The organism is Stenomitos rutilans, assembly GCF_059505485.1.
The window spans coordinates 23,859-44,473 of record NZ_JCACKR010000041.1 but is presented as its reverse complement, the minus strand read 5'-3'; the positions used below and the strand labels follow the sequence as shown (position 1 = coordinate 44,473).

The 20,615-nt window shown below is 48.2% G+C and carries 25 protein-coding genes and 1 pseudogene; 3 read left to right on the top strand and 23 right to left on the bottom strand.

The features are described from left to right. Positions 1-110 precede the first annotated feature (110 nt). The 8 genes from AC5JLP_RS06920 to AC5JLP_RS06885 form a co-directional block, all read right to left on the bottom strand. Positions 111-863 carry a glucose 1-dehydrogenase gene (locus AC5JLP_RS06920; protein WP_496067189.1) on the bottom strand — a complete coding sequence of 251 codons (753 nt, stop codon included), beginning with the start codon at positions 861-863 and terminating at the stop codon, positions 111-113. 213 nt (positions 864-1,076) lie between these two features. Next, entirely contained in the window at positions 1,077-2,000 is a 924-nt protein-coding gene (locus AC5JLP_RS06915) for an SDR family NAD(P)-dependent oxidoreductase (protein ID WP_496067188.1), read from the bottom strand. A 114-nt stretch (positions 2,001-2,114) separates the two neighbouring features. Beyond that, entirely contained in the window at positions 2,115-2,939 is an 825-nt protein-coding gene (locus AC5JLP_RS06910; RefSeq protein WP_496067187.1) for a helix-turn-helix domain-containing protein, read from the bottom strand. 96 nt (positions 2,940-3,035) lie between these two features. Beyond that, positions 3,036-3,821, bottom strand: a complete 786-nt coding sequence (locus tag AC5JLP_RS06905) for an SDR family NAD(P)-dependent oxidoreductase (RefSeq protein ID WP_496067186.1) — start codon at positions 3,819-3,821, stop codon at positions 3,036-3,038. Positions 3,822-4,148: 327 nt separating this feature from the next. Continuing rightward, a complete protein-coding gene (locus AC5JLP_RS06900; RefSeq protein WP_496067185.1) occupies positions 4,149-4,862 on the bottom strand; it encodes an SDR family NAD(P)-dependent oxidoreductase in 714 nt (237 codons plus the stop codon). Between the two features lie 251 nt (positions 4,863-5,113). Next, positions 5,114-5,728 carry an FMN-dependent NADH-azoreductase gene (locus AC5JLP_RS06895; protein ID WP_496067184.1) on the bottom strand — a complete coding sequence of 205 codons (615 nt, stop codon included), beginning with the start codon at positions 5,726-5,728 and terminating at the stop codon, positions 5,114-5,116. A gap of 46 nt (positions 5,729-5,774) precedes the next feature. Beyond that, entirely contained in the window at positions 5,775-6,677 is a 903-nt protein-coding gene (locus AC5JLP_RS06890; RefSeq protein WP_496067183.1) for an EamA family transporter, read from the bottom strand. Between the two features lie 119 nt (positions 6,678-6,796). Beyond that, positions 6,797-7,363, bottom strand: a complete 567-nt coding sequence (locus AC5JLP_RS06885) for a DUF2808 domain-containing protein (RefSeq protein ID WP_496067182.1) — start codon at positions 7,361-7,363, stop codon at positions 6,797-6,799. Positions 7,364-7,502: 139 nt separating this feature from the next. Here AC5JLP_RS06885 and AC5JLP_RS06880 point away from each other — a divergent pair, with 139 nt between their 5' ends. After that, positions 7,503-7,973, top strand: a complete 471-nt coding sequence (locus tag AC5JLP_RS06880) for a MarR family winged helix-turn-helix transcriptional regulator (RefSeq protein ID WP_496067181.1) — start codon at positions 7,503-7,505, stop codon at positions 7,971-7,973. Here the strand turns inward: AC5JLP_RS06880 and AC5JLP_RS06875 are convergent. Both AC5JLP_RS06875 and AC5JLP_RS06870 read right to left on the bottom strand, forming a co-directional pair. Continuing rightward, positions 7,877-8,161 carry a DUF2949 domain-containing protein gene (locus AC5JLP_RS06875; RefSeq protein WP_496067180.1) on the bottom strand — a complete coding sequence of 95 codons (285 nt, stop codon included), beginning with the start codon at positions 8,159-8,161 and terminating at the stop codon, positions 7,877-7,879. The genes AC5JLP_RS06880 and AC5JLP_RS06875 overlap by 97 nt on opposite strands. A 39-nt stretch (positions 8,162-8,200) precedes the next feature. Further along, on the bottom strand, positions 8,201-8,578 hold the full coding sequence (locus AC5JLP_RS06870) for a hypothetical protein (protein WP_496067179.1): 378 nt from the start codon (positions 8,576-8,578) through the stop codon (positions 8,201-8,203). Positions 8,579-8,665: 87 nt separating this feature from the next. Here AC5JLP_RS06870 and AC5JLP_RS06865 point away from each other — a divergent pair, with 87 nt between their 5' ends. After that, entirely contained in the window at positions 8,666-8,797 is a 132-nt protein-coding gene (locus AC5JLP_RS06865) for a hypothetical protein (RefSeq protein ID WP_496067178.1), read from the top strand. 39 nt (positions 8,798-8,836) lie between these two features. Here the strand turns inward: AC5JLP_RS06865 and AC5JLP_RS06860 are convergent, their stop codons facing one another. From AC5JLP_RS06860 to AC5JLP_RS06835, 6 genes are all read right to left on the bottom strand, one after another. Further along, positions 8,837-9,568: a dienelactone hydrolase family protein gene (locus tag AC5JLP_RS06860; RefSeq protein ID WP_496067177.1), complete on the bottom strand. Its 732-nt coding sequence runs from the start codon at positions 9,566-9,568 to the stop codon at positions 8,837-8,839. Positions 9,569-9,659: 91 nt separating this feature from the next. Next, a complete protein-coding gene (locus tag AC5JLP_RS06855) occupies positions 9,660-11,147 on the bottom strand; it encodes an aldehyde dehydrogenase family protein (RefSeq protein WP_496067176.1) in 1,488 nt (495 codons plus the stop codon). A gap of 80 nt (positions 11,148-11,227) precedes the next feature. Beyond that, positions 11,228-11,911: a superoxide dismutase gene (locus AC5JLP_RS06850; protein ID WP_496067175.1), complete on the bottom strand. Its 684-nt coding sequence runs from the start codon at positions 11,909-11,911 to the stop codon at positions 11,228-11,230. Between the two features lie 14 nt (positions 11,912-11,925). Then, positions 11,926-12,582: an isochorismatase family protein gene (locus AC5JLP_RS06845; protein WP_496067174.1), complete on the bottom strand. Its 657-nt coding sequence runs from the start codon at positions 12,580-12,582 to the stop codon at positions 11,926-11,928. Positions 12,583-12,709: 127 nt separating this feature from the next. Beyond that, the gene (locus tag AC5JLP_RS06840; protein WP_496067173.1) at positions 12,710-13,255 is read right to left on the bottom strand and encodes a DsbA family protein; all 546 of its coding nucleotides are present in this window, start codon (positions 13,253-13,255) and stop codon (positions 12,710-12,712) included. A 463-nt stretch (positions 13,256-13,718) separates the two neighbouring features. Then, positions 13,719-13,859, bottom strand: coding sequence for a hypothetical protein (locus AC5JLP_RS06835; RefSeq protein ID WP_496067172.1), 141 nt, complete (start codon positions 13,857-13,859; stop codon positions 13,719-13,721). Positions 13,860-13,883: 24 nt separating this feature from the next. On the opposite strand from AC5JLP_RS06835, the gene AC5JLP_RS06830 reads away from it, so the two are divergent. Further along, positions 13,884-14,411 (top strand): transposase, encoded by a 528-nt coding sequence (locus tag AC5JLP_RS06830; RefSeq protein WP_496067171.1) that lies wholly within the window; start codon positions 13,884-13,886, stop codon positions 14,409-14,411. 207 nt (positions 14,412-14,618) lie between these two features. On the opposite strand, the gene AC5JLP_RS06825 is transcribed toward AC5JLP_RS06830, so the two are convergent. The 7 genes and pseudogenes from AC5JLP_RS06825 to AC5JLP_RS06795 form a co-directional block, all read right to left on the bottom strand. Continuing rightward, positions 14,619-15,200 carry an NADPH-dependent FMN reductase gene (locus AC5JLP_RS06825; protein WP_496067170.1) on the bottom strand — a complete coding sequence of 194 codons (582 nt, stop codon included), beginning with the start codon at positions 15,198-15,200 and terminating at the stop codon, positions 14,619-14,621. A 276-nt stretch (positions 15,201-15,476) separates the two neighbouring features. Continuing rightward, on the bottom strand, positions 15,477-16,007 hold the full coding sequence (locus AC5JLP_RS06820) for a hypothetical protein (RefSeq protein WP_496067169.1): 531 nt from the start codon (positions 16,005-16,007) through the stop codon (positions 15,477-15,479). Positions 16,008-16,152: 145 nt separating this feature from the next. Next, positions 16,153-16,620: a MarR family winged helix-turn-helix transcriptional regulator gene (locus tag AC5JLP_RS06815; protein WP_496067168.1), complete on the bottom strand. Its 468-nt coding sequence runs from the start codon at positions 16,618-16,620 to the stop codon at positions 16,153-16,155. A gap of 731 nt (positions 16,621-17,351) precedes the next feature. After that, positions 17,352-17,624: pseudogene (locus AC5JLP_RS06810) on the bottom strand (chlorophyll a/b binding light-harvesting protein); the annotation flags it as partial. Positions 17,625-17,769: 145 nt separating this feature from the next. Beyond that, positions 17,770-18,810 (bottom strand): chlorophyll a/b binding light-harvesting protein, encoded by a 1,041-nt coding sequence (locus AC5JLP_RS06805; RefSeq protein ID WP_496067167.1) that lies wholly within the window; start codon positions 18,808-18,810, stop codon positions 17,770-17,772. Between the two features lie 496 nt (positions 18,811-19,306). Continuing rightward, positions 19,307-19,999 carry an O-methyltransferase gene (locus AC5JLP_RS06800; protein ID WP_496067166.1) on the bottom strand — a complete coding sequence of 231 codons (693 nt, stop codon included), beginning with the start codon at positions 19,997-19,999 and terminating at the stop codon, positions 19,307-19,309. Between the two features lie 163 nt (positions 20,000-20,162). After that, positions 20,163-20,564, bottom strand: a complete 402-nt coding sequence (locus tag AC5JLP_RS06795; protein WP_496067165.1) for a hypothetical protein — start codon at positions 20,562-20,564, stop codon at positions 20,163-20,165. Between the last annotated feature and the right edge of the window lie 51 nt (positions 20,565-20,615).

Here is a 20,615-nt window from a genome sequence, read left to right as displayed (position 1 = left end):
GCACGCCTAGTTGGATTACTAATTGCCGACGGCAAAACATTTCAGAATCATATGATTTGCAAGATTCTTCTAGCAGCCCCATCAGGCCGTAATGATGGTTCGATCGCTGATTACTTTTGAACAGCGGTGAAGCCACCATCAACCACTAAGTTGTGTCCCGTCACAAACGCTGATCCGGCTGAGCATAACCAAACAACGGCTTCAGCAATATCTTCAGGCATCCCGATCCGCTTCAAGGGAATGCCTGCTGCCACTTGATCCAGCATTTCAGGTGGAGCGCTTGCCCATAAGTCAGTTTTCACCGCACCAGGACTAATCGAATTGATCCGAATGTGATCCACCGAGTGTTCAGCCGCTGCCGCACGAGATAACGCAATCACACCTGCTTTAGCAGCTCCATAAGCACCATAGTTGGCAATACCGAGTAAGGCACCTTGAGAAGCAACGTTGACGATCGCGCCGCCGCCAGTTTTTTGCATTGCTGGAATTTCGTGCTTCATGCAAAGCCAAACAGATTTGAGATTGGCATTAAGCTCATACTCCCAATCGGCTTCCTCTAAAGCGACCAGAGGACTGGCTTTTCCAGAGCCAGCATTGTTAAAGGCGTAATCGACGCGCCCATAGCGGGCGATCGCGGTCTGAATTAACCTTTCCACGTCTGCGGCTTGGGTCACATCTGTTTTAACAAATAGCCCTTTACTCCTGGCTGCTTGAACCAGTCGAGCAGTTTCTTCTCCTTCTCCTTCACGACGGGCAGCGACAACAACTGTTGCTCCCGCTTTTGCAAAGGCGATCGCAGTAGCCCGACCAATACCGGAACTGCCGCCTGTGACGATCGCTACTTTTTCAGACATTGAACTCATGATTGTTGCCCTTTAAATTGCTGTCAGTTAATTATTATTTCTCGCGCCTTTAATCCGTTTTAGTGGTCATTCAACTTAGGTGACACTTTCGTTACCACTAACAGCGCCTGCTAGTTACTCAGGCGATCGCAGGAACTGGTGTAGCAAAGACGCCTGCAATCTGTGCACTGGTGAAAATACCTCTGTGAATTAAGTTTTTTGCTTGCCATTAAATTAGTCCAACATACCGCTTGTGACATCTACGAGCGAACCATGAAACGCACTTGCCTCATCGGAACTGAGAAGCATAACCGCCCGTGCCATCTCTTCCACTGTGTTAGTGCGCTGAATTGGAATAAATTTCGAGCCTTCTTCAAACGTTAACCCACGTGCTTCCCGTGCCTGCCGCAGCATGGCTGTATCCACACCACCAGGAGAAATGGAAGTGATCCGAATATTATCTTTGGCGTATTCCAACGCTGCCACTTTCGTCAAACCCAAAACGGCGTGTTTACTGACGCTGTAAGGTCCGATCTCCGTAAAGCCTTTGTAGCCAGAAACGCTTGCCATGTTGACGATGCAGCCGCCACCCTGTTTGAGCATTTGAGGAATTTCGTATTTGAGCGCCAAAAATTCACCCAACGCATTAGTGTGTAAAACATCGAGAAAATCACTGGTTGATTGTTCATGAAGCCTGACCAGTTTAGGATTCAGAAGTCCAGCATTGTTAAAGGCAATATCAATGCGTCCATATTTCTGCACGCAGGTATCCACAAAGGCTTTCACATCCGCCTCTTGTCGGACATCTGCCCGCATGTAGGTTGCCTCACCGCCAAAGCCTTTAATTTTGGCTTCCACCTGCTTCCCTAAATTCTCGCGTCGTCCACAAAACATCACCTTCGCGCCTTCGTAAGCAAACGCATAGGCAGTCCCTTCTCCAATGCCAGAGGTTGCGCCTGTAATCAGCACCACTTTATTGGCAAATTTGCCTTGAGCCTTGGCTTTTCCAGTTTCAGGCGCGATCGGTGTTTTTGTATTGGCTTGAACTTGAGCGGCGATCGTGGTTGCTGCAACTCCTGTGGCTCCCATTGCTCCGACTGTTAGCATTTGACGACGGGATAGAGCAGAACGGGGTAAGAACTTGAATCGTTTCATCATTAGTTTGTATGAATGGGTATCCGGTTAACGTCTTTACTCTAGAAAAACTCTGAGAAAGCTTCACGACCGATTCTTGCTGAGAATTATCAAAATCTTGCTCAACTTCAGGTGGCATTACACACTGGTGCGGTAGCCTCTAGGGGTCGTTCCTGTCAGTTTACGAAACTGAGCCGTAAAGTGGCTCTGATTTGAGAACCCAACCCGATCGCTAATCTCCGCTACCGATAACTGCGTCACCGACAAAAATATCTTGGCGCGTTCGATGCGACGCTGCGTCACGTAACGGTGGGGGCTTTCTCCCGTTGCGGCTTTGAATGAGCGCGCAAAGTGAAATTCACTCATCGGCACGATCGCTGCTAGATTCGCAATACTCAACGATTCGGCTAAATGATTTTCGATATACGTCTTGACAGCATGTATTTGCGGCAGACTCAAGCGAGTTTCAACAGTCTTGATGGAAGCCGCTTGACTGTAATGCCGCAGCAGATGAATGAGCAGTACATTCCGCAGCGATTCCACAAACAAATCGCCCGAAAGTCCGCCATTCAGCACTTCGGCTTTCAGTAAATGAGCAATGTGCAGAATTGTCGGATCAAGAAACAGCACGCGGTGATTAAGTTGGGTGTCTGCTGGCAGTCCGCTTTCTACAGCCATGCGGCTGATCAATTGCGGATCGAATGTAATATGAATCCACTCGCTGGGTTTCTCGCGCTGATGCCAGACAAACCGACGCGAAGCGTACAGAAACACGCTGCCCGGAGGCATTGCAGTTGTTTGTCGATCGCCGCCATCCATCGACCAAACCACACGATCGTGGGGTGCAAACGCGACGGCGACTCCTTCCTGCGGCATCGCCGCATCAAACTCTCCGACCTCAAACATCTGACCATAATCGATGGAAATGCCATTCCACTTCCGCTGCATCAAGTTGAATTGCATCGCTCAATCCCAACTTTTTATAAGCTGGCTTAGTTTGCAGACGATCGCTTTGTTGGCAATCATGATAAATTTTTTAACTTAATCGTTCATGAATTCCTAGTGAGACGCTTCTGTGGATTCAAAATCGGTGTTCGCGGCGATCGCTTCCCACTCATCCAGTTCTTTTGTAAGTGACGCGATTTTTTGGCGAAACTTGCTGTAAGCATACTTGCCTAACACCAGTCGCAAGGGTGGATTCTCAGCATTGACGACTTGAATAATTGCCTGAGATGCTTTGTCTGGGTCGCCCGGTTGAGTGCCTTCAATCTGGTTGAGAAATTGCAGAAACTTGCCAACGGTTCCTTGATACGCTTCCATACTGTGTTCGGCTCGATCGAGCGATCGTCCAATAAAGTCTGCGCGAAAGGGACCGGATTCTACGATTGTGACCTTGATACCTAGTGGGCGGACTTCTCCATATACTGCTTCGGACACCCCTTCCAACGCAAATTTCGCGCCGCCATAAATGGAAAAACCAAGCTCGTTGGAAAAGCCTGCGATCGCGGACATGTTAATAATATGTCCACTTTGCTGCTGCCACATGATGGGTAACACTGCCCGCTTCATATTGACAAAGCCAAAGAGAATGGTGTCAAAGTTACGGCGAATTTGCTCATCACTCACTTCTTCCAGGGCACCGATTAAACCGTAACCCGCATTGTTGACCAGCACATCAATCCGTCCGAAGGTTGCGATCGCCGCATCCACCGCTTCACGAATGCTTTGGGGTTGAGTCACATCGAGGCGAATCGCTTTTACAGTATCGGGATATTGAGCAACCAAATCATCAAGTTGTTCGGGTTTGCGAGCGGTGGCAATGACGCGATCGCCATACTTGAGCACCGCTTCGGCAAGCGATCATCCAACTCCGGTAGAACTACCTGTGATCAACCAAACTTTTGCCTCTGTAGTCATCATGATTCTCCTTTTTGTCAGTAATGGAATTCATCTTAGTGCTTCAGAGCAAACTCCTTCCACAGCGTAGGTTTTCTGCCCGTGATTGTCTCAAAGTTGTCAACTAATGGATGATGCTCTAGTATCGCCGGCAACTTGCTATCCGACCAGACAAGAACACCGCGTTAAGGCTGAACTTAGCTGAAAGATAAGAGCCATGAAACCTTTGGATTCACCTGTAAACAAAACGCCATCAACTAGCCTACTGCTTTTCCCTCAATAAGAGATCTCCTGGCGATCGCGGAAAAACTTCCCACTCAGCTTCGGTGATGCTTCTGTTGCCAACCAAATAGCGGTATCGGCACCTTGTGCGGGCGATCGAGTTGCGCCAGCGCCACCCATATCCGTTCGCACCCAGCCGGGACACATGGCATATACGGCAATGCCTTTTGATTGCAGCGCCTCTGCCAGCATAATCGTCGCTCCGTTTAGCGCCAGTTTTGATAAGCAATAACTCGGTACACTGGCAGATAAACCATCTAACGCACCATAGCCGCTAGAAACATTGATGATGCGACTCGTAGGAGCTTCTTCTAACAGCGGCAGAAAGGCTTGAGCTGTCCGAATTGGACCAAAGGCATTGGTGTTTATGGTGCGATCGAGCAGGTCACGATCGATGGTGAGAATATTGACTCCTTCGTCGGGATAGATACCTGCATTGTTGATCAAAATATCAATTTGATTGAAGTTGCGTTGCACCTCTGCAACCGCATCATGAATTGAATGATCATCAGCCACATCCAACACCAGTGGATGCACTTGAGTTGATTGCAGTTGGTCAATGGCTTGTTTGGCTTTGTCGAGCGATCGGGCTGCCAAAATCACCTCAAATTCAGCTTGCAGCAAGCCCCGACAAATCGCAAAGCCAATCCCTTTATTGCCACCCGTGACTAACGCAAGTTTAGTTTGATGTTGATGACCAGCATTCATGGTGCTACCCTACTTAACTTGCTGCTTGTCTAACTCGCAATCAACTTCTGCAAAGAAATTTAGCATTCGTTGCCACGATCGCGCCTCTGCCTAGGGATTCAACCCTGCTTCGGGCATGGTGCTGATCGCCCCTTCGCCCGTGAAATCGAAATCACATCATTTAACTGTTTCAGTTGCCGCAATTCGTTCAGGGCTGGCGGATGTTTAGTAAGTCCGATCGCGCCATAGTGATCACAGTGCAGCCATCAAACCTACCAGTGACTGGCTAACGCTTGAATGGTGGATCTTGCCTCGGCTAAACTCTGATCTCTGAGATCTGTTCTCAGACCGTTTGCATTGATGAACTGAATCTCTGTAAAGCCGATGAACCCGAACACGGTTCGCAGATACGGCTCTTGAAAATCTGAAGGCGCAAAGGCTGAACCAGGACGAAAATCGCTGCCGCGTGCAGTGATAAACAATAGCTTCTTGCCAGTCACCAAACCTTTGAAGGCACCATTCTCAACCGCAAAGGTACGGCGTGGTCGAACAATATAGTCAATGTAAGACTTGAGGACGGCCGGAATCGTGAAGTTGTACATCGGAGCTGAAATGACATAGCAGTCAGCCGCCAGGAATTCATCCACCAATTGATCGGAGAGTTCAATCGCACCTGTCAATTCAGGCGTATATTGATCGGGCGCAGTAAATTTGGCAGTAATCCAGGTATCGTCAAGGTAGGGAACTGGATTGAGCGTTAAATCACGCAGTATAACGGTTGCTTCAGGATGGTAAAGACTCCATTTATCGATGAATTCCTGTGTCAGTGTGCGAGAATGAGAGTGTGCGTAGCGTGGGCTGGAAGCAATATGCAGCAGGCGTGTCATAAATAAACTCCATTGAAGGTATGTGTCAAGAAACAGAATGAATGCACTAAGACGCTTTGCGAATTCGCAGTAGCGTGATGGCGATAAGAATCAACACACCACCCAACATTTGCAAAATGGTGAGTTGTTGTCCAAACCAGATCCAGGCAATTCCGGCGGCAATCACAGGTTCGATCGTGGCGACGATCGCCGCTCGTTCTGCCTGCAAATGTTTCATGCCCCACAGGTAGAGCAAGTAAGGCAATAGACTCCCGGCAATGCCCATATACACTACTTTTGGCAGCGTTTGTGACTCCAATAAGGTGACTGGAAACCCGTGGAATAGGAAGTAACCAATCCAGAGTAAACTGGCGACCCAGAACGTCTTTAGGAGTGAAGTTGTGGCACTATAGGTGGTGCTGATTTGTTCACTCAATAGGGTGTAAGCCGCAAACAACAGGGCAGTGCTTAAGCCCACACTCACTCCAAACCAATTGAACGCCGCCAAATTCCCGGCTAGTAATTGCGATACCAGCGCTACACCAATCACGGATAGACCGAGGGCGATCAAAACTTTAGTTGAGGGCAAGCGTCGTGAAACGATCGCCGTCCATAGCACAACCAATACTGGAGACGTGAAGATCAGCACGATCGCCACCGCAACCGGTAGTCGCGCGATCGCAAGGTAATCTGCCGCCACAAACAAGACAAACAAGATACCAAGCACAAACTGAGATGGACGAACCGACAAACGAGGAAGCCCTTCGCGCAAGGTTTGCACCAGAATCAGGGCTACGGTTGCAATTAAGGTTGCAATACCCGCTAAATCAAAGGCATTGATACCGACTTGAAACAAACTACTGGCAACATTGGCGGCAACTGCCCACAAGGTTGAAGCCGTGATGACCGCAAGTAGCCCAAGGGAAGCACGCATCGAAGGAGCCTGTTGCATTGTTTTCTGTGCCAACATATGCCGTTTCCTGTGAAGTGATGGAAATGTGGATTGCGGTGAGCAGTTTTCCTGAATAGATGGGTTTTGTGAATGCTCCAGGATTGCTGCTCACAACTAAATTCGTTCACTGTGTTGTATCAGCCACCATGACCGTAAATCTGTACGCGACCATAACCTAAAAACAGCCCGTTGCTTTGATCACCCACCGGATAAGCGGTGATACCATACAGGTAAACACCTTCTAACGTTGGAGTGCGATCGGCTTTGAGCGTAACGGTTACGGTTTCGCCAGGTTGAATTGGTTGCTCAAACGCGATCGTCGTGTCTGTTTCACTAGCACCCCCAATACTGGCGAGCGGAATGTTTGCTCCATTGGCGGCAATGGCTCGACTTTCATTGGGATTAAATGCCACCGTGCCCAGCCCCGGTTCTTGACGGATGGTGACGGCGTGTAGCGATGCACCGGCATCTTGAGGCACCGTAATAGTGAATTCATAGGTTGCTCCACCTACATACGTCGCAGTAATGGCACTCGTCGTGGTTCGCACCAAACGTGGAACATGGTCAAAAAAGAGTCGTCCATCGGAGTGCTGTCCCGCAACGGCAAGCGATGCTGAGAGCGAAACGAACGCCACTGTCGCTGCCATTGCTTGAGCAAGACGAGCGGTGTAAAACGAGCGCCGTAAAGCAGAAGTATTAAACATGATTGGCTCTCCTTCGAGATTTGTTTGTGCTTTGATAGTTGCAAAAGCAACTAAAATAAGAATAACACATATAGTTGCATTTGAAACTATATGTTTTGGATCATTTGCAGATGCAACTATTTTTTGGCATAGTAAGGTTATGAAAAAACTGGATGACCTTCGCAATTCCACCTGGCGGTTATTTCTCACCGCTCATATCAAACTGCTCGATCGTATAGAGGGGAAACTCAAGGAGGCAGATTTACCTCCATTAGAGTGGTATGACGTACTGTGGGCGCTTAAAGAAGCTCCAGATCACCGATTGCGGCTCAGTGAGCTGGCTGATAAAGCCCTGTTGAGCCGTAGTAATTTGACACGGTTAGTCGATCGGCTCGAAGCGGCTGAACTGTTGCAGCGCGAACGCTGTCCGAGCGATCGACGGGGCGCGTTTGCTGTATTGACCGAAGCAGGATTGGCGATGCAGCAGGCAATGTGGATAATATACGCTCAAGGTATCTCTCAGTACTTTGGTCGTTATTTAAGTGATACCGATGCAGAAGCGCTTATGCAAGCCTTTTCAACCATGCTAGCAGCAGTTAACAATTCTGAGAGTTCTGACTCATCAGGCTGAGTCTCTAACCAATGAAAGATCTGATTTAACTGCTCAATGGAGACAATACCAAACTGCCACAACAACATTGGGATAGAAGTTACCGTTTGTTGATGATGACGCAGAACCAACTGAATATCAGTTGTTGTAACCGAGAATTCCTGCTGACAGAATTGCAGAAGATTGGTGTCGTGTTGAGTGAGCTTCATATTCAGCGCCATAAGCTGTGAGAGTATCTTGCCTGAGCGTCAGGAACCGTACAAGCATCGCTGGAGCGTTTGCTTATAAAGCCAATCACCGGATGTAACCCGTGGTGGGAGTGCAGGGCAATAACCTGGATAGGAATCATCTTGTACTCGATTGGAAGGCTGTTTAGCAGTTGGTTTAGAGCAGCGATCAATTTTAAGTTGCTTTACAGCATCAGTAGAGAGGCAGTTGCTTGGTTTGGTGGAATTAGGGGTGGATGAATCAGATGGATAGTTTGGTTGTGGACTTTCGGAAGTCTTAAGAGTACGTGGCGGACCGCTGGTAATCGACATATTGGTTAAGGGAGCAGCGATCGCTGCGAGAGGCAGCATGAAAGCCATTGTCAGCATCAATGTCGCTGAAGAGAGTAAATATTTCACTGAAGTCTCCTTGATTGTGTAAGAAATAGATTTGAGTTAAGCAATTGAAGTAGTAGCAAACCACTCTTCAAACTTGAGCAGGAGAAAATGTGGACTGTCTATGCTCAAGGCATCGCTACCTACTTTGGTCGTCATTTGAGTGACACCGATAACGCAGTGTTCAAGCACGCCTTGTCCACGATGCTGGCAGCCGCTGATGCTGAACGTCCCAATGCATGACCTTGAGCGAACGGAAATCAGGAAGGGGAATAAAAAAATCTACTGCTGTCCTTTACCTCCTCTTCCAGGCAGAACTTCCTCAAAAAAGTTCACCATTCGTTGCCACGATCGCGCCTCTGCCTGGGGATTCAGTCCTGCTTCGGGCATGGTGCCGATCGCGCCTTCGCCTGTGAAACTGTGTTTGGCATCGCTGTAGATATCCACTTCCCAGTTAGCGTTGACCGATCGCATTTCCTCTCGAAAGCCGATCAGCTTCTCAAAGGGCACGATCGGATCAGCATCGCCATGCAAAACGAGAATTTTCGCCTGCATGACACCCGGTTGGGCAGGCAGGGGTGTATCCAGTTCGCCATGAAAACTGACTACCCCTTGCAACGGTGCGCCGCTACGAGCCAGTTCCAACACGGCACAGCCACCGAAGCAATAGCCCATTGCCGCAATCTGACTGGTGTTGCATTCTGGCTGTTGCTGCAAGGCTTCCAATCCGGCTTTGAGGCGGGTGCGGAAGTGATGGCGATCGCTCATAAACGGCTGCACGATCGTCTGAGGAGTTTGAGGTGGAGCCGGACGAACGCCTGCCCCAAACACATCAAGCACAAAAGCGGCGTAGCCTAAAGCCGCGAGGCGATCGACGCGTTGCTGCATACTTTCCGTGATGCTCAGCCAGGTTGGGGCAATTAGAATACCTGGGGCAATGTCACGGTTTTGCGGTGGGGCAAAATAGCCTTCGAGCAATTGCTCACCATCAGCATAAGGAATGAAATGTCCCATAATGTTCTCCTGAATGTCTGTTCTGATTACCCTCCTGTGTGAATCATGGTGCAATTTTGCTGCACAACAATTCACACTCTAAAAAAGCAGTTCAATGTCCAAAGAAGGAAACCAGCGTCGGTTTTTCAGAAATGGTAAGCCAGCGCCATTGGGTATATTCGTCCCAGTTCACATGGCTGCCGTAGCGTCCGCCGTTCCCGGATAGTTTCACGCCACCAAAGGGGACATAAGCGCTGTCATCGGTGGAGCGATCGTTGATATGAATCATCCCGGTTTGCAGTTGTTCGGCGACCCGCGTTGCCCGCACCTGAGAGCCAAACACCGCTCCCGATAAGCCATAGGCGGTATCGTTTGCCAGTCGAACGGCTTCATCGTCGGTATCGAATGCTGTGATCGCCGCGATTGGGCCAAAAATTTCTTCATTCCAGGCGATCATGCCAGGTTTCACACCGCTCAGGATGGTGGGATGGAAGAAGGGACCGCTCGCCTTGCCGCCCAGATGCAACGTTGCACCTTTTGCCACCGCATCGTTAACGATTTCCTCCTGACGATGCACCATTTCCGGCTGAATCATCGGACCGTAAAACGCATCGGGATTGGCAACCGGATCATCCACAACCAGTTTGCTGGCGGTTTCCACAAAGCGTCGAATGTAGTCATCCACCAAACTGCGATGCACGAGATGTCGCCCTGCCGTCATGCAGGACTGTCCGCCAAAGTAAAACGTGCTAAACACCGCTGTGGAGACCGTTGCTTCAATATCTTCAATATCTTCCAGCACCACAAAGGGATTCTTGCCACTGCCGCTGATGGAAACTTTTTTGAGCGATCGACTGGCGGTTTCGGCAATCCGTTGTCCCGTCGATGAGGAACCTGTGAAATGGATCATCGAGATATTGGGATCGGTCTCAAACGCCTCTGCCTCCTTACCTCTAGCAGGAATGACATGCAGCAATCCAGGCGGCAATCCTGCTTCTTCAAAGATGCGGGCGAACATAAAACCACCGCAGGCGATCGAGGCAGGATGGGGTTTAACAATGACGGCATTTCCTGTCGCCAGAGCAGGCGCAATCACCCGTGCTGCCAACAAGAGCGGCACATTGGAAGGAGTCAACGCTGCCACAACCCCATAGGGCACCCGCACCGCATAGCTTTTGCGATTGGCGCGATCGGCAAGCAATGCCCCAAAGTGTTGGGTGGGATAGGAAGCCGCCTCCAGAAATTCATCGGAGCAGAACGTGATTTCAAACATTGCCTTCGAGCGCGTTGCTCCAATTTCCCGCATTGTCACATCGCAGATTTCATCGGCATATTTGTGTAGCAGCGCATCAGCCCGAATCAGGAGCGATCGCTTTTCTTCCGGTGGCACCAGCACCCATTTTTTCTGCGCTTCGGCTGCAATTTCTGCCGCTTCTGCAATGATGGCAGCCGAACCTAGTGCCGCCTGTCCTAAGATTTTTCCGGTTGCGGGAGCCACAACATTTGTGGTTTGAATGCCGTCTCTCCAGCCGTTGCTGTAGAGTTTACCGTTCATTTCTGCCCAGTTGAACAGTTGTGTTTTTGTCAATTCAGCAACCATTGTTTATTCTCCTGTTTCGATGCGTGTAATTTTTGAGGAAGAGGGGAAGAGGTAATTGCCTGGTTTTCATTCCCCCTTACTTACAACTGCCTTTTCCCTGCCCGAAACCCTTCCAATCGCCGTGCTACAACATCCCAATCCACGACGTGCCAAAACGCCTCTAGATAATCCGCCCGTCGATTGTGGTATTTGAGATAGTAGGCGTGTTCCCACACATCGCAGCACAGCAGTCCGGGCAAGCCTTCTAGCAGCACACTGTCTTGATTCGCAGTGGTATGGATTTTGAGTTTGCTACCGTCTTTCGGATCAACCACGAGAAAGACCCAGCCTGAGCCAAACAGCTTTAGTCCTGCGGCATGGAATTGAGTTTTGAAGTTGTCAAACGATTCAAAGGCTTGAGCGATCGCCTCCCCCAATACCCCTTCAGGTGTAGTCGCAGGACCTGGTTTCAAGATCTTCCAGAAGAACTGATGGTTTGCATGTCCACCGCCCTGATTGCGAACCGTGGCGCGAATGCTCTCTGGAACTTGATCAAGCTGTCGCAAAATATCTTCGATCGACATTTGATGCAACTGTGGATAATCCTTGATCGCCGCATTCAAATTATTGATGTAGGTCTGGTGATGCAATTGATGATGCACCTGCATCGTTTCGGCATCAATGAACGGTTCAAGCGCATCATAGGCAAACCGCAACGCAGGCAAGGGAAAAGGATAGACAGGAGCCGTATTGGAAGCCGTTTGTTCTAAGGTTAAATTGGTCATGGGAGTAATCCTGATTAAGCCGCTACTGGAACTTTGTGAGATTGTTTTGCTAAATAATCCAGATGCGCCGCAATAAACCCAAAGTTGGGTAAGCGATTGGCATACAGCTTTCCTAATGGAACGCCGTAACTACTCGACCAGTCTGCCAAGAGTTCCGCGATCACCATATTCGTATTGGCAATTTTCACGCCTGCCTGACTCATGCGAAACATGGATGCATACATGGCTTGTTGATTGACGGTACCAGAGGCATCCATCACTGCATAGACATCAAAACCATCTCTAACCGCCCCGATCGCGGGAAAGGTTAAACATACATCGGTTGTGACTCCAGCCATGATCAGCTTCTTGCGCCCCGTTTGCTGCACCGCCTGCAAAAAGTTGGGGTCATCCCAAGCATTGATGATGACGCGATCGATGACGGGCACATCGGGTAAAACGTCCAGCAGTTCTGGAAATAACGGCCCGTTCGCACCATTGGGATTGCTAGTCGTCAAAACTGCCGGGAGGTCAAAAATTTTAGCGGCTTCTGCCAGCCACAACGCCTGATTCTTGAGATGTAAGGCATCAAGATCCGTAATGCCAAAATTCATGGTGCCAACCTGATGGTCAATCAGCAACATCGCTGCATTCGCTGGCGTTAATCGTTCAAAAAGGCTGTTCGTTGTCATTGAATTTCCACCTTCTAGACTTTCAGATTATTAGGCAAGCAAAGATCGTACAAACTACAGCTAGTATTCAGTTCTCACTCGCTTTCTGCTAGAGAAGATCAACCCGTTAAACCAGAACTTAAGATGCTTATTCTGAAACAATTTGCGCGATCGCATCCAACAAACTCCTTAAATCCCAACTGCTCTGATGGCGAACACCGTTAATAAAGAAAGTCGGTGTTGTCGTCACACCACTATTGATGCCACTTTCAATCTCTGCTTGAATCTGCGCGGCGTGAACGTTTCCAGTCACATTCTGCAAAAACTGAGAAACCTCTAAACCGATCTCGATCGCGCACTCAAATAATTTTGCGTCCGTTAAGGCAGCTTGGTGGGCAAACAAACAGTCGTGCATCTCCCAGAACTTACCTTGAGCCGCTGCCGCTTTTGCCGCTTCTGCCGCCTTCTGCGCCTGTGGATGCATCTCATTGAGCGGAAAATGACGAAACACAAAGCACAGGCGATCGCCCAATTGCCGTTGTAGTGCCTGAACAATTGGATAAGCCTGAGCGCAGTAGGGACATTGATAATCACCATATTCCACTAACACAATTGCCGCATTGAGTGCCCCTTGCCTGTGGTCTCGTTCTGCGATCGCAGGCATGAGCAGAGTACGATCAGATGTTGGTTTCATGGCATAAAGGACATCTACGATAGCGCGATCGCTTTAAGAACACTCAGTCGTCTTATTGTGTCGTTGAGTGGTGGCGGAACCTTGAAGTAACGCTGACTTTTAAGCTAGTTGCAATGACAATCGCAGTTGGTTGGTATGCTCCAAATATTGAATTTGTCATAGACTTTTGCCAGGGAAGATGAGCAAGTTAACCGACAAGTTAGCCACGAACTTAAACTGTCCGTATCTTGCCAACTTCAAGGAAACGCAATTAAGCAAGCTGGGTGGCGCTACTTCGTAACGGCTCAAGAAAAACCTGATGGACGAGTTCAGCCATTTGTCGTTCAATGCCCCGTCGTTCAGTAGAGTTTGTAGTTCCATCAGAGGATGCTTTAAAGGTTAGCGAAGCCGTAAAAAAGCTCACTCAGTGTAAGCTGCGAATGGATAAGTAGCTAGTAGGCTACGGCGTAAGTACGAATATCATCTAGGCGGCTAGAGCTTTGCTCTTATAAATCCACTGAAACGGTTTTGCCATCGTGCGGTTGAAGTAAGCGATGAACTTAGGCATACGGTTCTTTAAATCAGCTTGACTGAGGACGTTACCTCGTCTGAGTAACTTAGCCATCAAGATGCCAAACCAAATTTCAATTTGATTGAGCTAGCAGGTGCTCTTACCAGCATTACAACCTTCGACACCAAGATAGAAAAGCTGTTTGAATTCCATCCCGATGCTGAGTTATTTGCCGCACTACCAGGAGCAGGACCCCATTTAGCACCCAGGCTTCTAGTTGCCTTTGGGGAAGAACGCGATCGCTACCAAACTGCTCAAGACCTGTTGCGCTTTGCCGGAATTGCTCCGATGAAAGAGAGTAGTGGACAGAAGTCGTGGGTGCATTGGCGCTGGAGTTGTCCCAAGTTTCTTCGACAGACCTTTGTGCACTGGGCATTGCAAACTCGCAAACACTCATTCTGGGCAGACGCATTTTATCAGATGCAACGACAGAAGGGGAAAACGCACCAAGCAGCAATTCGGGCTTTGGCCTTCAAGTGGATTCGGATTGTCTTCCGCTGCTGGCAGAATAGACAGCCCTATAATGAAGTGAAATATTTGATGGCTTTGAAGCGCAAGGGTTCAGCATTAGTAAAGAATTTAGCACTTGCAGAAGCATCAAAATAAGAATTACGGCAGAGAACAGTAGAAGTAATGAATTAGCATCTAGAGAAAACAGAATTGAGGCTTATCTTGCTTAATTCTGTTTCATTCTGCGATGAATTCTCTCAGATCAGAGAGGAAACCAAAAGAGAGAAGTGTGAGAACAAACCTGACACAGTTATCTTGACTTCGACCGACTCAGGGCATATTTGTTAGCACGACGTGCTAAGTCTACAACTCTACTGCTTCGGCGCGGAACTGCTCAATTGCGATCGCAAAGGCAACAATCGCATTTTTTACCTCACTCGAAACCTCTGAGTCGGCAACAATTTCCCCTGCATCAAGTTTCTTGCCAAGCAGAGAAACAGTGATTGAGGCTTCAGGAACGATTCGTCCTGCCATTGTTGTCACAATCTCTGTGAGCGAAGCTTGAGCATGAATAGCACGTGGTGATGCATTGAATAATGCAATCGGTTTGCCCACAAACTCTTCCCCACTCACCAACCAATCCAGCGCATTCTTCAACACTCCCGGTACACCATGCGCGTATTCTGGGCAAGAAATAATCAAACCATCAGACCAGCGCAGTTGCCGTCGCAAATCTATCACTGCTGGCGGTTCCATTGGTTCAAGATCGGGATTGAAATGGGGCAAGTCGCCGAGTCTACGATACAATTTCATCTCAATATTGGCCGGAGACAATGCGATGGCGGCTTGAAGTAAGGCAGTGTTAGATGAAACCTCACGGAGACTTCCTGAGATGGCAAGAATGTGGATTGCTTGGGCTTTGCTTTTTACATCTGCAAAAATCATTGCTCTCTCGCTCCTTCCCCGTCTTGGTCAACACCTCAATTTTAATGATTGCGCGATGGCTTCTCAACTACATCCCGCCTAACCAGAACGAAATAGACTTATCCTACCGCAGATTCAATCCAGAAACTGACAGATCACGCTCAAATTTCGCCCTAACGACTGAAACGAAGTCGAGCCAACGGTCGCGCTCGCCGGACGCAGAGAAACTTTACAACCACCGACCATATTGATACGTTCCAGTGCAGCGGGACTTATTGTTATACCGCCGTAAGCCTCTCAGCTATCGGCGCTGACTTGGGCTTTTGCTTTGGTTGGTCGTCTTCCCCAAGGCTTTAAAACCGAAATTCCAATAATGACAACAAGGAAAAGAACCAGAATAATCGTTCCAAGCAACACCCCTCTAGCATCAAACCCATAGATTGAGTTGTCAAGAGCTTGCAATCCCTCCTGCCCGGATAGTTTAGCAGCAGCATTGCCCCACGGAAATAACCAGAATGTACCGAAAACTACTAACCCAGTTGTCAGTACCCACTTTGTAATCACCCAGTAAAACTTGACAAATCCGTAATTTGTCACCCAACAAAGAAAGGTCGCTGTCATAACCGAACCGATCGCCGAAGGAATCACAAGCCAGTCATCAAGCAAAGTGATTGCAGAATCAAGCGTGTGCAACACCTCTGCATTGGTTGAATTGGTATTTCTCAGCGATAGAAGAAACATACTCAGGACGGTTCCTGTCCACAGCGCAGCAAAACCGATATGCGCTGACAGTAGCCAGTTTTTCTGATTAATACTCAGTTTCGGCATTTTTCCTCCTAAATTGATGGTTGCAATCTAAAGCAGCAGAGATTTGAGCTTGCACTGACTTGGAGTTACACAAGAAAAACTAAATGTATTAATAGTCAATATATTAAGTAACTCTCAAAAGATCAACCCCAAAGGTCTGCGATCACTAGAGAAGATTCTCAACAATTTGATCGAGGAGCTGCAAAACGGCTTTTTGCTCTACCTCAGAAATATTGTTTGTTGCCCGCTTAATTGTCTCTGCGCCAAGTGGTGGTAGCGCCCTCATCAGCTTTTTCCCTTCATCTGTGAGCCAAACCCGAACAATTCGGCGATCGGCAGAGTCGCGTTCTCGATAGACAAGATCCCGATCCTCCATCCGATCCACAACCCCAGTGAGGGTTGCACCTAACTGCTTCAGTTTGTCTGCAATTCCTGTCGTTGAAAGACCGTCCTCTTCCCACAGACAGCATAAAACCAGATAGTGGAATGGGGTTAAACCGTAGGGTTCAAGCCGCTCGAGGAAATCACGGTACATCAGTTGGGAGGCAAGTTTGAGCTTGTATCCCAAGTTGTAAGGAGCAAGAGCATACCACCACTGCTGGAGAAAATCAGCATCAGAGGAAGAGTTGGACATTTGACGAGGGGTTGAGTGCTCAACCAAATAGTTAATACGTTAACTATCTCACAACGCTCACCGAATCAACTGTTTCAACCCGAAACTCAAGCGGTATAACATTCTGGTTGAGCGACAGCAGATCGACCACAACGATAGACGAAAAGGCTCTCAACTGTCCGCTCCAACCGGATTGTGTACGCCCAGCATGGGCGTGAACTCATGGGGTGAAAGTCCCCTGTAGTGGAACCAACGGCCAAATGAACCTAAAAGTTCCGAGTGACGATAACCACTAGCTTGAGGCAAGGGCATTCTCGCGAGGGAGTGTTTGGAGGAAGCCAGCGGCCAACCGACGAGCCGACGAATAGAAACGTCATAGAAGGCGAAGACCCCTGGGTGAGTTGGCACAACACAACGAAACCCTTGGTTCAAGGGGCATCGTAAATGACGCGGTTGCGGCGGAACAGATCACGTTCTTATCTGGGAATGTCCCAATTGCTTCGCGTTCATGTACAGCTGAACCTGTTGAAATGTCACTGGTGCTGGCACTAAATCGTTCTCAAGGAATCAGTGAACGAGTTCTAGTGTCTTTGCTTATCTTGATTTCGCTTCACTTGAATGAGATGAGTTACTTGCCTTAGTCCGGCTCTCTCAGTCCGGCTTTTGTTCACTCTAATGCACGACTACATCGTGTTCTCTGGAGCGGTCTATGTAATTGTCTTGGTGGTCTATCTAATCGTCACTCAACAGACGTTGGTGATTTGTCCGCCTGCACTCACACCAAAGCCCAGCGTTGCTAAATGAGGTAGGATAATCAGCCCTTGCTCATACATTGGCTTGGTCGGAATAAAGCGCGATAACTCAAACAAGGTCATGCTGCCCGCCCACAAAAGAATTAAGGCAGCGTGAGCCACATGAGCACCGAGCAGTTTACCCGACAAATTAGTCAAACGAAAGTTACCGGCCCACCAGCCAACTTTGGGAATTTGTTGCTGATAAGGACTTTCAGTAATCACTGCTGTCATTGATTGATCTCCTTGAAGAAACTTCAAAACAGTACTGAATTCAGTGTTCTCCGCTCTGACTGTGAGAAGATTTCTAAGAGAGTTGTTAGCTCTTAGTTGTTAGATAACTGCTTCTAACTACTAAAAACTAACCACCAAAAACTGTTCAAACGGGTTGTGGTAGCACTGCTGCGTCATTAATCCGACCTTTGCGGAAGTCAAACCCGCGTGCCCGTAACGCGTGCCAGATGTGCCCTTGCAGGAAGAAGAACGCTAACCAGAAATGTGCATTTGCCAACCACGATCGTGCGCTTAAGAAATCAGGATCAGGCGAGGCAAAGTAGGGAATAATGTTTTGCCGAATCACCAGCGTCGGACCATAAAATACTTCGGGATATACAGTGGTATTGACTGAGACGAACAATGTTGCAATAAAGCCCATCAGCGCCAGCGCCCCCAGACTGTAAGACAAATACGCTTCTCCAGACCAGACAAACAGAGGATGCGTCCATGCAAACGGTTTAGTTGCGATATGGAACAGCCCTCCGCCAATCAGCAACAAGCCCACCCAAATATGACCACCCACCACATCTTCCAGACTGTTCACTCCTGCAATCCAGAATTTACCGATAGCACCAAAAAGGTAGCCAAAAATGATGGCGGGATTGAGGGTAGGATTCGTGATCACCCGCACGTTTTCAACGACCGGATCATACAAGCCACCAAAGAACATGGCTTTCGCAACCAGCAGAAACGCTCCCACGCCCAGCAACACCAGATGAGTGCCTAAGATGGTTGTCATCTTGTTCGTATCTGCCCAGTCGTAACCAAAAAATTGAAACTTGGGTTCCAACTTCTCTGGACCACGCAGCGAATGAAAAATGCCACCAAAGCCTAAAAATGCCGATGAAATCAGATGCAAGGCTCCAATCACAAAGTAGGGGTAAGTGCTGACAATAGTCCCCCCTGCTCCTACGCCCCAACCTTGCGCCGCCAAGTGAGGCAATAGAATTAATCCCTGCTCATACATTGGCTGTTGCGGATTGAAATGACCTAACTCAAACAACGTCATTGCTCCTGCCCACAGCACAATCAATCCAGCATGAGCGACATGAGCACCTAATAACCTGCCAGAAAGATTGGTTAATCGAGCATTACCTGCCCACCAAGGAACAGCTTCCAGCGGTTGATCGGTAGTTCTGACCATACACTGTTCTCCTGAATTAAGTTGTCAAAAACTTCAATTTATTGAGAATACTACTCAATTAAACTCAAGGGCATCGTAGCACACTTATTGGGAGGGATTTCTAATAAGCTACGGTTAAGAAATGTAAAAAAAAGGAATTGGCAAAAGCCAGAGACACCTTAATAGCTGCTTAGCTACTGCGATCGCCCAATTTCAATACAGTTCAGCAGTGCGCTTTACGCTAAGCACGCTTGCTTTCTGTCTCTAATCAGGTAATTTATATAGATGCTATTTATTCTCATCAAGTTAGCAATTCAGCTATTTTGCTTGAGAACTCACCTGAATCAGCTTCATGACCATCAGCATCTCGCGCAATTACTTCTGGGATATCTTTTTAAAGATGAACCGACCAAACAGAAAGAAACATCGACGTGTTACTGGGTAAGGTTGCAATGCTATAGAGTGTGATTGGCAGGTTGTAGAGTTCGATGACTCATCTTCAACGAATTAGCGCGACTCATCTTACTTTCACTGAAAACTCAGTGCCTGCTTTGAGCGCCAACGTTGCTGATCGATAACCATTGACAGGATCTTGCAAAAACTCAACGTAGGGTTTCAGGTCATCCTTGAACGTTCCCACGTTATCAGACACAACAATGCCCCCCGGTCGAATAAATGGATCGAGGAGCTTGAGTACGTCGATCGCCAGATGAATCCATCCATCCATCAGCACTAAATCAATCGGCTGATTCAAGTGCTGGAGCGTTTCCAGGGCATTGCCTTCACGAATTTCAACGTAGGTTTCCAACTCGGCATCAGCAATGTTTTTTCTGGCTTGAATGACTTTTTCAGGCACCATTTCAGTACCAATCACTACGCCGCCGCCATTATCTCTTACAGCAGTTGCTAGATAGATGGTTGAAATGCCAAACGAGGTGCCATACTCAACAATAGCTTTGGCATTGAGCGATCGCGCCAATAAATACAAAAACTCGCCTTGATCGCGCTCAATGGGAATATATTTATCACGATAAAATTCGGTTTTGGTTTGATCCCACTGAATGCCTTTACCCAAAAATAAGCCAGGTAGCTTGGGTAAATAATGCCAAAGTAACGCACCAACTTGTCGATCGGCTTCTTCATACAGGCGATCTAATACTGCTTCAATCGTTGGGTCGTTAAGAATGCTTGCTCTAGAATCTTTACGCATGACAGTCCTGATTATTTCATAATGAATATGCCAGCTTCTTTGGAAGTTTACGTCACTTTGAGCGGCTTAACTCCCTCTACGAGCGCCACTAAATCCCCACTTGCGGTTGAAACCCGAAAGTTTCCATCGGTCGCTGCAAATTTGTATTGAGCGGGTTTCCCTGCTAGTTCAAGAGCGTCTTTACCCTTCGTGAAGTTTTGAATACGGGCATAATCGGCACCGCCTTTGGCCCAAATCCTTTGATGGTGTCGTTTCCTGGCGTGTCGGTGAAGAAGCCTTCAATCGCTTCTCCCTGAGCGTTCTTCGCAGATTTACCCACTTTTTCGTAATGCTCCAGTGCTGACTTATACTTTCCAGCTTTGATCTGCTTGGCAACATCAGGATTGGCTAAGAGATAAATCTCTGCATTGAAGCTTGTGGCTGGAGGCGTTTCCTGATTGGTAGAAACATTGGATGGCGCTGTAGTAGGAGTCAACTGATTCGCGGTCGGTGTGGAAGCCTGTTGACAGGCAGTGGCGATCGCACCACTCACGACTAGCAAAAGATTCAGTAAGACTCGGTTCATATCAATTCCTCGAATAAACGAAACAACAAAAGTCTGGACAAGTGATAGCGG

Coding starts and splice junctions, on each gene's coding strand:
- AC5JLP_RS06920 (WP_496067189.1), bottom strand. CDS start 863: ATGAGTTCAATGTCTGAAAAAGTAGCGATCGTCACAGGCGGCAGTTCC.
- AC5JLP_RS06915 (WP_496067188.1), bottom strand. CDS start 2,000: ATGATGAAACGATTCAAGTTCTTACCCCGTTCTGCTCTATCCCGTCGT.
- AC5JLP_RS06910 (WP_496067187.1), bottom strand. CDS start 2,939: ATGCAATTCAACTTGATGCAGCGGAAGTGGAATGGCATTTCCATCGAT.
- AC5JLP_RS06900 (WP_496067185.1), bottom strand. CDS start 4,862: ATGAATGCTGGTCATCAACATCAAACTAAACTTGCGTTAGTCACGGGT.
- AC5JLP_RS06895 (WP_496067184.1), bottom strand. CDS start 5,728: ATGACACGCCTGCTGCATATTGCTTCCAGCCCACGCTACGCACACTCT.
- AC5JLP_RS06890 (WP_496067183.1), bottom strand. CDS start 6,677: ATGTTGGCACAGAAAACAATGCAACAGGCTCCTTCGATGCGTGCTTCC.
- AC5JLP_RS06885 (WP_496067182.1), bottom strand. CDS start 7,363: ATGTTTAATACTTCTGCTTTACGGCGCTCGTTTTACACCGCTCGTCTT.
- AC5JLP_RS06880 (WP_496067181.1), top strand. CDS start 7,503: ATGAAAAAACTGGATGACCTTCGCAATTCCACCTGGCGGTTATTTCTC.
- AC5JLP_RS06875 (WP_496067180.1), bottom strand. CDS start 8,161: ATGAAGCTCACTCAACACGACACCAATCTTCTGCAATTCTGTCAGCAG.
- AC5JLP_RS06865 (WP_496067178.1), top strand. CDS start 8,666: ATGTGGACTGTCTATGCTCAAGGCATCGCTACCTACTTTGGTCGTCAT.
- AC5JLP_RS06860 (WP_496067177.1), bottom strand. CDS start 9,568: ATGGGACATTTCATTCCTTATGCTGATGGTGAGCAATTGCTCGAAGGC.
- AC5JLP_RS06855 (WP_496067176.1), bottom strand. CDS start 11,147: ATGGTTGCTGAATTGACAAAAACACAACTGTTCAACTGGGCAGAAATG.
- AC5JLP_RS06850 (WP_496067175.1), bottom strand. CDS start 11,911: ATGACCAATTTAACCTTAGAACAAACGGCTTCCAATACGGCTCCTGTC.
- AC5JLP_RS06845 (WP_496067174.1), bottom strand. CDS start 12,582: ATGACAACGAACAGCCTTTTTGAACGATTAACGCCAGCGAATGCAGCG.
- AC5JLP_RS06840 (WP_496067173.1), bottom strand. CDS start 13,255: ATGAAACCAACATCTGATCGTACTCTGCTCATGCCTGCGATCGCAGAA.
- AC5JLP_RS06835 (WP_496067172.1), bottom strand. CDS start 13,859: ATGGCTAAGTTACTCAGACGAGGTAACGTCCTCAGTCAAGCTGATTTA.
- AC5JLP_RS06825 (WP_496067170.1), bottom strand. CDS start 15,200: ATGATTTTTGCAGATGTAAAAAGCAAAGCCCAAGCAATCCACATTCTT.
- AC5JLP_RS06820 (WP_496067169.1), bottom strand. CDS start 16,007: ATGCCGAAACTGAGTATTAATCAGAAAAACTGGCTACTGTCAGCGCAT.
- AC5JLP_RS06815 (WP_496067168.1), bottom strand. CDS start 16,620: ATGTCCAACTCTTCCTCTGATGCTGATTTTCTCCAGCAGTGGTGGTAT.
- AC5JLP_RS06805 (WP_496067167.1), bottom strand. CDS start 18,810: ATGGTCAGAACTACCGATCAACCGCTGGAAGCTGTTCCTTGGTGGGCA.
- AC5JLP_RS06800 (WP_496067166.1), bottom strand. CDS start 19,999: ATGCGTAAAGATTCTAGAGCAAGCATTCTTAACGACCCAACGATTGAA.
- AC5JLP_RS06795 (WP_496067165.1), bottom strand. CDS start 20,564: ATGAACCGAGTCTTACTGAATCTTTTGCTAGTCGTGAGTGGTGCGATC.